Origin of the sequence: Nostoc sp. (genome assembly GCF_036919495.1) — a bacterium.
Lineage (GTDB): Bacteria > Cyanobacteriota > Cyanobacteriia > Cyanobacteriales > Nostocaceae > Nostoc.
The window spans coordinates 1-14,524 of the sequence record NZ_JBALBZ010000045.1 but is presented as its reverse complement, the minus strand read 5'-3'; the positions used below and the strand labels follow the sequence as shown (position 1 = coordinate 14,524).

The window sequence follows — 14,524 nt, the reverse complement described above, 5'->3', positions numbered from 1 at the left end:
GAATAACAAAATAAGCTAAGAATTACGATTAGTTTACGACATTTAGGTAAGGTGTTATGTCAAAAACCCAAACCGCGTCTTCTTTCTTATCTAACATCAGTGAACAAGAACGCGAGGCATTAAAGCGGTTGGTAGATTACACAAATGTGGAATCGCTGCCAGAAATTTGGCCTTTGGCAGCTCAAAAATTTGGTGATGTTGTCGCCCTCCGCAACCCTCATGCTAAACCAGAAGTAGCGATTACTTATACCCAGTTGGCAGAGCAAATGCAACTATTTGCTGCTGGGTTACAGGCGTTGGGAGTAAAGGTAGGCGATCGCATTTCCTTAATTTCTGACAATAGTCCTCGCTGGTTCATTGCCGATCAAGGGATAATGACTGCTGGAGCCGTTGATGCGGTGCGTAGCTCCCAAGCGGAAAAAGAAGAACTGCTATTTATCATCGCTAATAGTGGCAGTACAGCAATAGTAGTTGAAGATTTAAAGACACTTAAAAAACTGCAAGACCGTCTCAAAGATTTACCAATTCAGGTGGTAATATTACTGTCGGATGAAGCACCACCGACAGACGAAACCCTAAAGGTACTGAACTTTACCCAGTTGCTCGAAATTGGGAAAAATCATAACTTTGTGCCAGTCAAGCAAAATCGTGATGCTCTAGCAACCCTAATTTACACCTCTGGCACCACAGGGAAACCCAAGGGTGTAATGCTATCTTATAACAACTTGATGCACCAAGTACTCACTTTCAGGACAGTAGTGCAACCAAAGGTGGGCGATATCGTTCTCAGTATTCTACCTTCCTGGCATAGCTACGAACGAACTGTTGAATATTACCTACTATCTCAAGGTTGCACGCAAGTTTATACCAACTTACGCTCTGTAAAAGCAGATTTAAGACAATTTAAACCCAACTACATGGTGGGTGTACCCCGGCTGTGGGAATCGATTTATGAAGGAGTGCAAAAGCAGTTCCGCGAACAACCAGCCAAAAAGCAACGCCTAATTAACTTTTTATTGGGCATTAGTGAGAAATATATCAAAGCGCGGCGAGTTGCTCAAGGATTGAGTTTAAATAATCTTCATGCTTCAGCCGTCGAACGATTAGCAGCTAAAATACAAGCATCTGCTTTATTACCCCTCCATGCCTTGGGAGAACGACTGGTTTATGCCAAAGTGCGAGAAGCCACAGGAGGACAAGTTAAGCAGATGATTAGCGGCGGTGGTGCGCTTCCTAAACACATAGATAATTTTTTTGAAATTATTGGTGTGCAGATTTTGCAAGGTTATGGCTTGACAGAAACTTCTCCTGTTACCCATGTGCGGCGTCCTTGGCGGAATTTGATTGGTGCATCAGGGCAACCACTACCCGCTACAGAAGCTAAAATTGTAGATCCTGAGACAAAAGCGCCTTTACCAGTAGAAAAGCGAGGCTTGGTATTGTTGAAGGGGCCGCAGATTATGCAAGGCTATTACCAAAATCCCGAAGCGACAGCGAAAGCAATTGATGCTGAAGGTTGGTTTGATAGCGGCGATTTGGGTTGGCTGACACCACAAAACGACTTGGTGCTAACTGGCAGAGCAAAGGATACGATTGTATTGACTAACGGGGAAAACATCGAGCCACAGCCGATCGAAGATGTGTGTTTGCGATCGCCCTACATCGATCAAATTATGCTCGTCGGCCAAGATCAGCGCAGCCTGGGAGCTTTAATTGTCCCCAACGTCGAAGCCTTAGAAAAATGGGCAGCAAGTCAAAATTTGACACTGGATACGCAGAACGATTCGGTTGCTTCTTCACCTAGTCAAAAAATTGACTTGGAGAGTAGAATGATCCAGGATTTATTTCGGCAAGAATTGAATCGAGAAGTGCAAAATCGTCCAGGCTATCGACCGGATGACCGCATTGGAACGTTTAGACTGATTCTGGAACCGTTTTCCATCGAAAATGGCTTGATGACACAAACACTGAAAGTTCGCCGACACGTCGTCACGGAACGCTATCGCGATATTATTGACGGCATGTTTGCCTGATGATTCCACCTCCCAACTAGTAAGAGTGAACGTGAAATATTTATGGATGTCTCCAAATCTAACTTGCTCCTGAAACGTGTTGTTAACGTCAAAGTCATTGTGACTCCCCTCTGGAAAGAGGAAGTACAACAGCAGCTGCAAACGCAAATCAATCAACTCGATCAGCAACTACAACAGCTAGACGTAGAAGGACAAAGAGCGATCGCTGCAATTCAAAAGCAGAGTCTGCAACCACCAGGCCCCCAGACCCTTCAACAAATTGACAATATCCAACTCCAAGTCAATCAAAAGAAAAGTGAATTCCTAGAGCAGAAAAATCAATTGCTGCAAAACCTTCAGCAAGTGCAGTTTCTTCAGCAAGATCAAGAAGTCAACCAATTCCAAATGGAAGGCTTTTTCCGGGTAGAGATCGGTGATAACCTGATTAGCAAAATGCAAGTCGAAATCGTTCTGCGCGATGGCGTTGTAGAAGAAATTCGCGGCGACATTTAAATTTGTCATTTGTCCTTTGTCATTTGTTTTATGACTAATGACCAATGACTAATTACAGATGTGATTTAACTTTGTTTGGGAGCGGCTTCCAGCCCAACATTCCACCTGGGAGCCAGCCCAAACGATTTGCCAGACTGGAGGTGAGCTAATAAAAAGCGATCGCCCAAAAGTAGTCATCTCAACTCGATATTTAATACCAACCGAATCATCACCCCCCTTGATTTGCGTAATCGTCACAAGGGCCTGATTTCGTTGTGGATAAGCTACCTCTACCTTTCGCGTTCCTCCCACTGCTCCTATGTCCTCAAAGGCATTCAGCGCGAGGGTAGCAGGATCGCTACCTTGAAGAGATGAGTTGAGCTTTTCTAAAGGTACGGTTTTAAAATTTGAACGCTCTGAGTATGCCACAACCTCTTGAGACTGATGTATTGCTCTCACCTGCTGGGTTTGTGCATCACTAGTCTCAACAATCGGTGCAGATTGCTGGCTCTGGGTAAAATATACTCCAGCGCCAGCAGTGGCAAAGATACTTAGTATCACAATCAAAAAGAATTTCAACTTTGCCGACATAAAAGTAAACAGGAATTTCAAATAGGTTTATGACCAATTTTGAATTCTAGATTGAACTGCATTCTATATCCTCTACCTGTGAGAAGCTCCCGTATCTTAAGCAGTAGTTATGAGGATATATAAATAGCAATCCCATTTAATCTGTGAGAAACTCGTGATGGTTATTCCAAGTCAACGACTAAAACGAGATCGAGATATTGGCTAACCATTGACGATAGCTCTGTATTATAGACCTCTAAGTTATATTTAGGTTCCTAAAGTTAGGAGTAGAGACGCGATTAATCGTGTCTCTACAAGAGTTAGGAGTTTGGAGTTAGGAACTCCCCCCTGCTCCCTCATCTCCCCCATGCCCAATTAAAATATAAAATCTCCAGTCCAAAACTCTCCTACCAAGATACAATTCGATCTGATAAAAGCTGTTAAAGTCCATAAACCATTGATTCCCAAACCACCCTATGAGCATTCACGAAGTATTTATGCCGGCGCTGAGTTCCACCATGACGGAAGGCAAAATCGTTTCCTGGGTGAAATCGCCAGGGGACAAAGTGGAAAAAGGCGAAACAGTGGTGGTTGTAGAGTCAGATAAGGCAGATATGGATGTAGAAACCTTTTATGAAGGCTTTCTTGCCCATATCATAGTTGAAGCTGGTGAAACTGCCCCGGTAGGATCTGCGATCGCCTTCATCGCCGAAACGGAAGCTGAAATTGAACAGGCGAAATCTCTTGCCAATTCCTCTGGCGTCGCTGCTACTACTACCTCTTCCCCAGAACCAGTCCCCGCCGTAGCTTCAGCTGCAACACCTGCCTTAGCGTCTCAAAACGGGTCTAACCATAAAGAAGGAAGGCTTGTAGCTTCACCCCGGGCCCGCAAGTTAGCCAAAGAACTCAAAGTTGATTTAACTACACTCCAAGGCAGTGGCCCCCACGGTCGCATTGTCGCTGAAGATGTAGAAGGACTTTCTAACAAAGGCAAGCAACCCACCCCAGTTGCCCCACCTGCGCCTGTACCAACCAGCGCCCCAGTTGCACCCTCAGCACCCCGCACACCAGCACCCGCGCCAGTGGTAGCGGCTGTTCCTGGTCAAATCGTGCCTTTAACTACCTTCCAAAATGCCGTAGTGCGGAACATGGTAGCTACTATATCCGTGCCCGTCTTCCGTGTCGGTTATACAATTACCACCGATGGATTAGACAAACTTTATAAACAAATTAAATCCAAAGGCGTGACAATGACAGCGCTACTGGCGAAAGCTGTAGCGGTAACGTTGCAAAAACACCCATTATTAAATGCTAGCTACTCAGACCAGGGTATTGTTTATCATTCTGATATCAACATTTCCGTAGCAGTAGCAATGGATGATGGCGGATTAATTACACCTGTGCTGCAAAATGCAGAGGCAGTGGATATTTATTCTCTATCGCGTACTTGGAAGTCTTTGGTAGAACGTGCGAGGGCAAAACAACTACAGCCCCAAGAATACAACAGTGGTACTTTTACCCTGTCCAATTTGGGAATGTTTGGCGTAGATAAATTTGATGCGATTTTACCGCCTGGACAAGGTTCAATTTTAGCGATCGGGGCATCTCGTCCGCAAGTGGTAGCAACACCCGACGGTTTATTTGGCGTGCGACAACAAATGCAAGTCAATATTACTTCTGACCATCGGATTATTTACGGCGCTCATGCTGCGGCGTTCTTGCAAGATTTAGCAAAATTGATTGAGACGAACCCTCAATCTTTGACACTGTAGTTTTGAAAAGACACCAAATTTAAATGTTAGCGCTATCAGCGAGCAGCAGTTTTTCGTGGAGTAGCGCTAACAACAAACAAGGGACTTCCAAATAAAAAAATGTTCCAAAACTGAGGCAAAAACTCTCTCTATTTCTTCTCTCTGCGTTCTCTGCGCGGCAGTCGCTCATGGGGGAAACCCCCAAGACCGCGCTGCCTTGTCTCTGTGGTTCGTTTCTTGGAATAATTTATTTCTTGGAAGTCCCCAATACCTACACTTAATTTTTTATGGACAAACTATATAGTGGCGATATTACGTCTCTACATGAGTTTATGTCTAAACTGATATCAAAGTGACATACGACAACACCCTGAAATATCTGGTTGAGCAGTACCCAGAAGATTTTATCCGCTACTTACTCGCATCTGAGGCAACGGATATCCAGATTCTCAAAACAGAATTAAATCAAGAACCAATCCGTGCCGATTCTGTAACCTTTTTGCAAACTGCCAATCAAATACTGCATTTGGAATTTCAAACCTTACCAGCATCGACTCCACCCTTACCCCTGCGGATGTTGGACTATTGGGTGCGGCTATATCGACAATACAATTGTGATATCGAGCAGATAGTAATTTTTCTTAAACCGACAAGTTCAGAAGCTGTCTTTGTAGATCAATTTACTGCCCGCAATACTACCCACCGTTACCGCATCATCCGAATTTGGGAACAAGAACCAGAACCCTTACTCTTATCTCCTGGTTTATTACCTCTGGCAACTTTGGCGCGAACAGATTCTCCTCAAAGGTTACTTCAACAGGTAGCAGTTCAGGTGAGTATGATTGAAGAAGAAGCCACCAAGCAGAGTATCTCGGTATGTACCCAACTTCTAGCAGGGTTGGTATTCGAGCCAGAACTAATTCGTCAGTTTTTGAGGAGAGAAGATATGAGAGAATCTGCCATTTATCAAGAAATTCTTGAAGAAGGACTGCAAGAAGGTAGACAACGAGGCATTGAACAAGAAATTGAACAAGGAAGGCAATCAGAACTAAGGCTAGTGATACGTTTATTAACTCGTCGGCTTGGTTCAATTAATTCTCAGTTACAATCTCGCTTGCAAGAGTTGTCCTTGGCTCAGTTAGAGGACTTGGGTGAAGTATTACTAGATTTTGTCAGTGAAGCTGATTTAATGAATTGGCTAAATACAATATAAAGCTAGAGTTTGCTCTAACTTTTGTACGATATTTTTGATTACTAATCTGTTAAATAAACTGTCAATAGCATATATCTTTCAACTTATTTCACAATTCAAGTGCAGGAATGTGGCTCAGACCAGAAAATTGTGCATCGGCTGTTTCTATCACTATCCATTCTCCACTTTCTAATTGCCCGATATCAATAAACAATTATTTATTCCTCAGCGTACCTCTGCGCTTACCTCAGCGTGCCTCTGCGTTTAAAAAATAAAAAAGGTGGGCTGGGCATTACCCACCCTACCTAAATTATCCCTTCACACAAAGAACTTGCTTGAGTGTTGCTACAACCTCAACCAAATCTGCTTGATTTTCCATAACTTGTTCTATCGGCTTGTAAGCACTAGGAATTTCATCTAACACACCCTCATCTTTGCGGCATTCCACACCATTGGTTTGCTCAATTAAATCATCAAGTGTATAGACATTTTTTGCCTTATTTCTAGACATCAAACGCCCTGCACCGTGAGAACAAGAACAAAAACTGTGGGCATTACCTTTACCCTTAACGATGAAAGACTTTGCCCCCATCGAACCAGGAATAATCCCATAATCTTCAGTCTGGGCGCGGACTGCACCTTTACGAGTAACGTATACATCTTCGTCAAAATGCACTTCTTTTTCGGCGTAATTGTGATGACAATTCACCTGCAATAAAGGTTTAGTTGTTTTCCCACCTACCAAATGCTTCTCAACTATGTGCTTAAAACGCGCCATCATCACATCACGGTTGACACGCGCATAGTTTTGTGACCATTGCAAATCGTGCCAGTATGCTTGGAATTCTGGCGTACCAGCGACAAAGTGAGCTAAATCAGGGTCAGGCAATTTATTACCAGCCATTTTTGCTAATTCTCTGGCTGTATGAATATGACACTGCGCTAGTTTATTGCCGATGTTACGCGAACCAGAATGCAGCATCAGCCAAACTTGATTCTCTGCATCAAGGCACACTTCAATAAAATGGTTTCCTCCACCGAGAGAACCCATCTGTTTCATTGCTTTACTTTGTAGGTCTTGCACGCCGCGATGCAAGTCTTTAAAATCATCCCAGTGTTGCCAATTACTGACAGATTTTTCAATGTCTTTGTTTTCGTTAAATCCACTAGGAATTGCTGCTTCAATATCCAGGCGGATTTTCTTCAGTTTACCGTCCAGTTGTTCGGCGGTAAATGATGTTTTGATAGCGCTCATCCCACAACCAATATCCACGCCCACAGCAGCCGGGATAATCGCTTCTTTGGTTGCAATTACAGAACCCACTAAAGCACCTTTTCCTAAGTGAACATCTGGCATTAATGCGACATGCTTAAACACAAATGGTAGTGATGCTACATTCTTGGCCATTTTAGTTTCTTCTGGGCCCAAAGAGTGATTTGCCCAAGATAATACGGGTGCTGGTGTGGTAATTTCTAACTTTTCGTAGGGCATAATTTCTTCTATTTTTGATTTTAAATTTTAGATTTTGGATTGAGTATAAGGCAGTATGGTTTATAACTCATTACCTAGTTAGTTGTAGCAATTTAAATGTTGTATTGTCTTTCATTTTGCTGCCTCAATTTTCGTGAAGCTGAAGAACTACTCTTAAGAAGTTACATTTATATACTACAAATGTAATAAATTAAATTACACTTGTCAAGCTCATACCATAAAGAGGAAGCAGGTATTTCCCAAATGTATTAAAATTTCTAAGTAAAATTACTCTGTTTAAATAACCCCTTAGAGTTCTGACACAATATGGCAGTCCGTCAAGATACAATCTGTGAACGTTTGACTTAGTGACAGCTTCTTTGCTATTCCACAAAACACCAGATGCCGTTTCCCTAGCAATTCTGCGAGAAAGCTTCCGGTTGCTGGTAACTGGAGGGCAAGTATTAATTTTAGATGGGAATCAGAAGACTCTACGTCAGTTAGAATGGCTTAATGATGTTTTTGAGGAGCCATATATTCGTGAGTATGTTGCTGGTAGCGTAGAGGCGAATATGGGTGCAACCGGATTTGAAGCTGTGCGATGTCTATGATGGGCTACGCCTACGCACGATGTATGGTGGATAAATCAGGTAACTAGGGGCGTTAAACCAATAGCAAGCGAAAATATCCGTCGGTATACTCCCACATCAATAGATAATGATTTGCAGGGACTTGGATCTCCAGGATTTGGCATAAGGGCATGAGTTTAAAGGCAGTTCTCTTTGATTTTAATGGTGTCATCATTAACGATGAGCCAATCCACCTGCAATTGATAGATGAGATTCTCATTGAAGAAAATCTCCAACCCCAACGGGTGAGTGAGCGTCAAGCTTCTCTTGGACGCAGCGATCGCGCTTGTTTTGGGCAACTACTCGCTAATCGTGGTAGAGTCGGTAACGAAAGCTATTTAACTCAGTTGCTGTACCGCAAAGCCCAAGCCTATGTGGTGGAACTAGAGAAAATCGAGAAACTGCCTTTATATCAAGGCGTAGAAGATTTAATATTTCAAGTGCGATCGCGGAATCTGAAACTAGGTTTAGTTAGTGGCGCTATTCGCCAAGAAATTGAATTGGTACTCCATCGAGCTAAACTGGCTGAACATTTTAAAATTATCGTCGCGGGTGATGACATTACCACGAGTAAACCAGAACCCGATGGTTATCTACTAGCAGTGAAACGCCTAAATAAAGAATATCCAGAATTGAATCTTCAACCACACGAGTGTCTGGCAATTGAAGATACTCCAGCAGGTATCGAAGCGGCGAAGCGATCGCACATGCAAGTAGTTGGGGTAGCGAATACTTACCCATTCCACATGCTCCAGCGCTGCTGTAACTGGACTGTTGATTATCTCAGTGATTTGGAACTCGAACGCGTGCAGAAGGTTTATTCTCAAAAACAGCCTCAACCATCGGCAACTGAATGTTAGAATACTATATGGTGATGGTGTATTGAGTTAATGAGTAATATTACTCTTGACTTTGCACAGATTTTGGGGAATTAGCTCAGTTGGTAGAGTGCTGCGATCGCACCGCAGAGGCCATCGGTTCAAATCCGTTATTCTCCATTTGTACATTCGCAAATTAAATGTCGAATTCGCAAATTAATGTCGCTTTTTGCCAATTAAGGTCGATTTTGTAAGTTTGTCTCACTAATTTTATTATATTAGGTAGGTTTTCGCAAATTAACGTCGTCTTCTTTCGTCATTAACTGAACAAGATGGCACTGGCATAGGCTTTGAGCCTTTCTAATGAGAAACTTGTGTTTTGAGAACGCCAGGAATTGCCTCAAGTATCCGCTTGGCAACGTCTTCAGGCGTATCTCCCTCTCGCTCGGTGATGTGCAAATCAGCTTGAGAGTATAGTGGTGTTCGTTGTTCGACGAGCGATCGCAATTTCCCTTTAGGATCGGCATCTTGCAGCAGTGGTCTTGTAGTATCCTCAGCTAAACGGCTGTAAATGATCTCCACTGGCGTATCTAGCCAGACTATCAAACCGTGGTGCAGATAACCCCAATTTTCTCGCCGCAGTACAATACCTCCCCCGGTTGCGATAGTCAACTTTGTAAAAGCACAAACTTGTGAAAGCACGTCGCTTTCTAACTGGCGAAACCCTGCTTCACCAACTTGTGCAAATAACTGATTGATAGATTTACCTGTTGCTTGGGTAATAACATTATCGGTATCCACAAATCCATAACCCAATTCCTTCGCCAGTAAGCGCCCTACTGTCGTCTTACCAACGCCCATTATCCCAATTAAGTACAAGTTGACTCCTTGTAATAAGCTGCTCACCAGTTGTATCGCTCCAATTCTGAGTGCTGAGTCCCAGTTTATAATTATAAATTCAATGACTCAATCTCGGATTTAAAAATATGGAGTTTTGCACCTATCGCGTAACCGGATAAAATTACTTAATCAGTAACAGGACTAATAGCTGCATCAGATGGAGAACAATTTTATTTTGTAATGTCTCAGAATCGGGTAATTTTCACCCATGATGATGACTTTATGATACTTCATCATAGTGGCTTTATTATGCACGCAGGAATTATTTACTGCGTTCATAATTGTTGCTCAATTGGGGAAATATTGAGAAGTTTTATTGTAAGCTGGGAAGTTCTTGAGCCAGAATAAATTAGCTATCAACTTGAATTTCTCTGAAAGCTTTTATTTATTTTTAAGTTCTACAAATTCATCTTTTATTTAAGAAGAATCCACTGTCGTTATTACTAACGCAATAGATTAAGATTCTTCTGTGAAATTATCATAAATAATCAACGATGAATTTATCATAAATCTAGTAATATCCCTGATGTAACTTGGTATTTGCTGTATAGCAAGCGCTATGCTTAACGAAAAAATTAATATAGCTTGTTTGAAACTTTATCCAAACAATTTCTGTCTATTTAAATAGTCCAAATTTTAACTCTGGTGGTTAAATTTAAGTATACCTGATACTGTGTTTCTAATATTACAGGGTATTTATTCTAAAAGTTCAGTTATAATAAGCCCTAATCAATTAAATGTTTCCTATAATGGTGTAAATAATGACTTATATCCTGCGATCGCCCAGAAAAGCTTGCCAAGTTGAAATTTCGGCACAAAGACTACTGCATATTTCACCCCAATAAGCCTGAATGAATAAATATAGGATGGATGAGGCGTCAACTATGACTCGAATTCGTGATGTTGTACAAAAAGCTTTAGCAACTGGCTATTTGACAGTGGAAGCTGAAAATCAACTACGACAACTGTTGACTACCCGGTATGACTTGGAAGATTTTAATGCTTTCATGACTTTGCAAGAAGCTGCCATGACTGGTAAGGTCAAGCAAGAGTCTAGAGAGCAGTGTGGCATCAAATAGAGACGTAGCCAGCTACATCTCACCGACGGGGGCGTTTACCATCATCTTCAAAATCATCATCATCAAAAAATTCCCAATCATCATCATCATCGGCTTGATTGGTAGTTGGCGGCTGATAAGGGGGGATGATTACCCGGTAATCAGCATCATAAACAGATTCAGTTTTTCCCGCAGCCGTATTTTTTGGTTCCCGGTAGCTGTAGGAGTAAACTGAACCAGACTGAGAACTGCTTTTGGCTTCTGATTGACGTTCGTAAGTTGTAGAGTCTTTAGGCTGTTGAGCTTGAGAATTAGGAGTAGGTGTTTCCTCTGACTTTTCATCAAAGTTCCAATCATCATCTTTACTGCCATTTGTCTCCCAATCATCAAATACATCACTAGTAGGCTCTTCTTTTTTACTAGCTGGTGGTGGAGAACTGGCAGGGCGAGATGTAGGTTCTTCTCTACGGGTTGCCTTCGCACGAGGCGTTGTGCTTCGGCGGTCAGGAGTTTGGCGTTGTCTTCCTCCAAAATAATTGGATAAGTTAAACAAGGTACTAATTAATATAGATGTGAAAGCACCAGTGGCAGTACTAAACAAAATCCATATCGCTAGTGGTAATGGTTGAGTTCGCACGCCCAAAAATACTAGCGATAGGGCAGGTGAGAAATTTTGGACTAATAACAGCGTTAGTCCTCCCAGTACTGCCACCAATAGAATTAAGCGAATTACAGCCATAGCAATTTTGTCAGTTGTCAGTTATCAGTGGTTAGTAGTCAGTTGTCAGTTATCAGTCTGAATATTCTTCGCTAATTACTGTTCACTGACTACTAACACTATCAGCCATCTCTATCATTACCTTTTTAGGACTATTGTGAAATTTACAATAAATCCATTGAGAATGTTAGCGACGACCTTGCCAACGCTGAATTGGGATGCAGTCAATATCTAGTTGATCTAAAGCACGGGCAACTACAAAATCCACTAAATCCTCAATGGTTTGGGGATTATGATACCAGGCAGGAATCGCGGGGACAATTCTCACTCCAACTTCTGCTAGAGAGGTTAAGTTACGGAGGTGGATGAGACTAAAAGGCGTTTCACGAGGAACAATGACCAGCTTTCGTCCTTCTTTGAGTTGGACATCTGCCGCCCGTTCTAGTAAATCGGAACTTAAGCCAGCCGCTAGCTTTGCCACTGTGCTCATGCTGCATGGAATAATTATCATCCCCAGAGTGGCAAATGAACCACTGGCAATCCCGGCTCCAACGTCACCCCAAGGATGGCAACGAAGTTTACCCGAAATTGCGACTCCAGCTTGCTCTCGCCAGAATTGTTCTTGCCCGGTTGGTTCTGGTGGCATCCGAATTTCCTGTTCTGACTGCCAAACCATGTAAGTAGATTTAGAGGCAACCAATTCAATACTAAACTCCGCTTCTAGCAAAAATTTGATTGCGCGAACAGCGTAAATCAGACCAGATGCGCCTGATACGCCTAAAATTAGAGGTTTTGTGTTATTCGACACGTAAGGCTTACTTAATTTTACTCATCATCAGAGTAAGGGTCTAGGTCATCAGGCTCAATATCATTTGGTAAGTAGAGGTCTGAAAGCTCCTCATTGGAACCACCGCCAGTTAAACCTCTGGGTACGCCATCGCTGCCAACTGTTACCAAATCAATTTGCTGACGGTAGTAATCGACACTCTTAACTTGTACGGCGACGCGATCGCCTAATCTGTAAGAAGCGCGATTTTTACGACCAAACAGTGCTTGTTGTCTGGCGCGATATTCATACCAATCGTCTTTGAGAGAACTGACGTGTACCAATCCTTCTACCCGCAAAGGCACACCAGGATTGCTGCTAGACTCTACCTCGGCTGCTGGTACTTCAATTTCCACAAAGAAACCGTAGGATTGAACCCCGGTAATCACGCCCTGAAATACCTGACCGATGCGTTGCTTCATCAGTTGGGCTTTTTGCAGTCCGGCTAAATCGGCTTCAGCTTCTTGGACTTCTTTTTCTCGGTCGTTGATTTGGACAATTACCCTAGTTAAATCGCTTTGCAGTTCTTGTTGCAATTCTGGGGGTAAAACGTTCCAGTTAATTTCCTCGTGGCTAGAAGAGTGGCGTAGGTTAACGCGCTCTCTCACACGGGTATTGCGGCGATCGCGTCCGTTTTCGAGTAGCGCGTAATACACTCTCTGCATCAGCAAATCTGGGTAACGCCGCAAGGGAGCGCTAAAGTGGACATATTGCGGTAGTGCCAGACCAAAGTGAGATCCTTTGGTGGTGCTGTACGCTGACGGCTTAAGTGTATCTTGTAATAAGTAAGTTAGAACTTGCTCAGAAGGAGATTCTGCAAAAGCTGTGGTCAAATGTTGATAATCTAAGGGTTGGATATCGACTTCTGGATCTAGTGTGAGGTCAACGCCTAAATTGACTGCCAATTTCAGCATTTCCTGGACATCTTCAACATCAGGTGTACCTTGGACTCGCCAGATGGCGGGAACACCAAGAGCATTTAAGTGAGTTGCTACTAGTTGATTAACTAACAATACCAACTCTGTGAGTAGCGATCGCACTGGTAAATCATTCACCACCACAGTGCCGAGAATCCCCTCATCATAATAGGCGTTTTGGCTAGGTGGCAGATTTAGCTGGAGGCTACCACGATTTAACCGTACCTGTTTCACGGCTGTTTGCAAGGCGTGGAGGTCTTGCAGGATTTGGGAAACCTGTGGAGATTGAACTTGAGATTCACCTGTAAGAATTGCTTGGGCAAGTTCTGTAGTCAGTGCAGTTTCGACGTTAATTACACTGGGTTGAATTTCCCACTCTAGGACTTGTCCAGATTGGGGATCAATGGTAATTAAAAAAGAGATAGTTAAGCGATCGCTCCCAGGTACTAAAGAACAGCGTTCTGCCACACCTGGGGGCAAAATTGGCAGCACTAATTCTCCCAGATACACTGATTTGCCCCGTTTGAGTGCTTCTCTATCTAGGGCTTCATCAGGTTGGACATAGTGAGAAACATCGGTGATATGAACGCCTAAAAGCCAATTTCCGGCTAGGTTTTTTTCTAAGCTAAAAGCGTTTTCTATAACTTTGGTATCGCCATTTACCCCTTCAATGGTGAAGGTAAATAAATTACGCAAATCCAGCCGATTTTTCAGGTCTGCTTTGAGTAGCTTTTTGGGCAACTTGGCGGCTGCATCTAGGACATTATCTGGAAAAGTCCGGGAAAGGTCGTGTTTGCACGTAACTAAATCTATATCAGCAGCAGCTTCGGCATCGCTACCGAGGATTTGCACTACTCGACCAAGGGGAGGATATTGTGCCAATGGGTAACGCAAAACTTCTACATGAACCAAGTGATCGATCGCTTCTTCTAACTTTGCCCCGTTAGGCTGGATCTTCAATTCAAACAGCAATCGATCATCTAAAGGCACAGCCCTAAAACCAGCTTCCACCTGCTTAATTCGTGCCAGTAAGGTGTGGTTAGAACGTTCTAAAATCAGCTTCACCTCCCCTTCGGGAGAGCGACGGCGACTGCCTTCTTTGAGAACTCTGACCAAAACGCGATCGCCATTCCAAGCATTACTCAGATGACTTTCGCGGATGTAAATATC

At 43.0% G+C, this 14,524-nt stretch carries 14 protein-coding genes, 1 tRNA gene and 1 pseudogene; 9 read left to right on the top strand and 7 right to left on the bottom strand.

Going from position 1 to position 14,524, the window contains the following annotated elements:
• Positions 1–56: 56 nt before the first annotated feature.
• Both V7K25_RS05585 and V7K25_RS05580 read left to right on the top strand, forming a co-directional pair.
• Positions 57–2,033 (top strand): AMP-dependent synthetase/ligase, encoded by a 1,977-nt coding sequence (locus tag V7K25_RS05585; protein WP_335155831.1) that lies wholly within the window; start codon positions 57–59, stop codon positions 2,031–2,033.
• Positions 2,034–2,075: 42 nt separating this feature from the next.
• Complete coding sequence (locus V7K25_RS05580; protein ID WP_012412623.1) at positions 2,076–2,525, top strand: YlqD family protein; 450 nt, start codon at positions 2,076–2,078, stop codon at positions 2,523–2,525.
• A 48-nt stretch (positions 2,526–2,573) separates the two neighbouring features.
• Here V7K25_RS05580 and V7K25_RS05575 read toward each other — a convergent pair whose 3' ends face one another.
• The gene (locus V7K25_RS05575; RefSeq protein ID WP_335155829.1) at positions 2,574–3,095 is read right to left on the bottom strand and encodes a hypothetical protein; all 522 of its coding nucleotides are present in this window, start codon (positions 3,093–3,095) and stop codon (positions 2,574–2,576) included.
• 455 nt (positions 3,096–3,550) lie between these two features.
• Between V7K25_RS05575 and V7K25_RS05570 the strand changes: the two genes are divergently transcribed.
• Together V7K25_RS05570 and V7K25_RS05565 are read left to right on the top strand one after the other, a co-directional pair.
• Complete coding sequence (locus V7K25_RS05570) at positions 3,551–4,846, top strand: dihydrolipoamide acetyltransferase family protein (protein ID WP_335155827.1); 1,296 nt, start codon at positions 3,551–3,553, stop codon at positions 4,844–4,846.
• A gap of 331 nt (positions 4,847–5,177) precedes the next feature.
• Positions 5,178–6,038: an Rpn family recombination-promoting nuclease/putative transposase gene (locus V7K25_RS05565; protein WP_335155825.1), complete on the top strand. Its 861-nt coding sequence runs from the start codon at positions 5,178–5,180 to the stop codon at positions 6,036–6,038.
• A gap of 88 nt (positions 6,039–6,126) precedes the next feature.
• Here the strand turns inward: V7K25_RS05565 and V7K25_RS31545 are convergent, their stop codons facing one another.
• A complete protein-coding gene (locus V7K25_RS31545; protein WP_442948063.1) occupies positions 6,127–6,231 on the bottom strand; it encodes an ATP-grasp domain-containing protein in 105 nt (34 codons plus the stop codon).
• A gap of 96 nt (positions 6,232–6,327) precedes the next feature.
• Positions 6,328–7,509 (bottom strand): RtcB family protein, encoded by a 1,182-nt coding sequence (locus V7K25_RS05560; RefSeq protein WP_335155823.1) that lies wholly within the window; start codon positions 7,507–7,509, stop codon positions 6,328–6,330.
• Between the two features lie 335 nt (positions 7,510–7,844).
• On the opposite strand from V7K25_RS05560, the pseudogene V7K25_RS05555 reads away from it, so the two are divergent.
• The 3 genes and pseudogenes from V7K25_RS05555 to V7K25_RS05545 all read left to right on the top strand — a co-directional run.
• Positions 7,845–8,252: pseudogene (locus tag V7K25_RS05555) on the top strand (methyltransferase type 11); the annotation flags it as partial.
• Positions 8,249–8,977 carry an HAD family hydrolase gene (locus V7K25_RS05550; RefSeq protein ID WP_335155821.1) on the top strand — a complete coding sequence of 243 codons (729 nt, stop codon included), beginning with the start codon at positions 8,249–8,251 and terminating at the stop codon, positions 8,975–8,977. The pseudogene V7K25_RS05555 and the gene V7K25_RS05550, both read left to right, overlap by 4 nt.
• Positions 8,978–9,042: 65 nt before the next feature.
• Positions 9,043–9,115 (top strand) — tRNA-Ala (locus V7K25_RS05545).
• Positions 9,116–9,295: 180 nt separating this feature from the next.
• Here V7K25_RS05545 and V7K25_RS05540 read toward each other — a convergent pair.
• Positions 9,296–9,841: a shikimate kinase gene (locus V7K25_RS05540; protein ID WP_335155819.1), complete on the bottom strand. Its 546-nt coding sequence runs from the start codon at positions 9,839–9,841 to the stop codon at positions 9,296–9,298.
• Positions 9,842–9,979: 138 nt separating this feature from the next.
• On the opposite strand from V7K25_RS05540, the gene V7K25_RS31540 reads away from it, so the two are divergent.
• Both V7K25_RS31540 and V7K25_RS05535 read left to right on the top strand, forming a co-directional pair.
• Positions 9,980–10,183 (top strand): DUF5615 family PIN-like protein, encoded by a 204-nt coding sequence (locus tag V7K25_RS31540; RefSeq protein WP_442948064.1) that lies wholly within the window; start codon positions 9,980–9,982, stop codon positions 10,181–10,183.
• A 536-nt stretch (positions 10,184–10,719) separates the two neighbouring features.
• The gene (locus tag V7K25_RS05535) at positions 10,720–10,914 is read left to right on the top strand and encodes a hypothetical protein (RefSeq protein WP_335155817.1); all 195 of its coding nucleotides are present in this window, start codon (positions 10,720–10,722) and stop codon (positions 10,912–10,914) included.
• A gap of 19 nt (positions 10,915–10,933) precedes the next feature.
• On the opposite strand, the gene V7K25_RS05530 is transcribed toward V7K25_RS05535, so the two are convergent.
• The 3 genes from V7K25_RS05530 to V7K25_RS05520 all read right to left on the bottom strand — a co-directional run.
• The gene (locus V7K25_RS05530; protein WP_335155815.1) at positions 10,934–11,632 is read right to left on the bottom strand and encodes a LapA family protein; all 699 of its coding nucleotides are present in this window, start codon (positions 11,630–11,632) and stop codon (positions 10,934–10,936) included.
• Between the two features lie 166 nt (positions 11,633–11,798).
• The gene (locus V7K25_RS05525) at positions 11,799–12,419 is read right to left on the bottom strand and encodes a flavin prenyltransferase UbiX (RefSeq protein WP_100901789.1); all 621 of its coding nucleotides are present in this window, start codon (positions 12,417–12,419) and stop codon (positions 11,799–11,801) included.
• 17 nt (positions 12,420–12,436) lie between these two features.
• A partial coding sequence (locus tag V7K25_RS05520) for a ribonuclease R family protein (RefSeq protein WP_335155812.1) occupies positions 12,437–14,524 on the bottom strand: 2,088 nt, incomplete at its 5' end.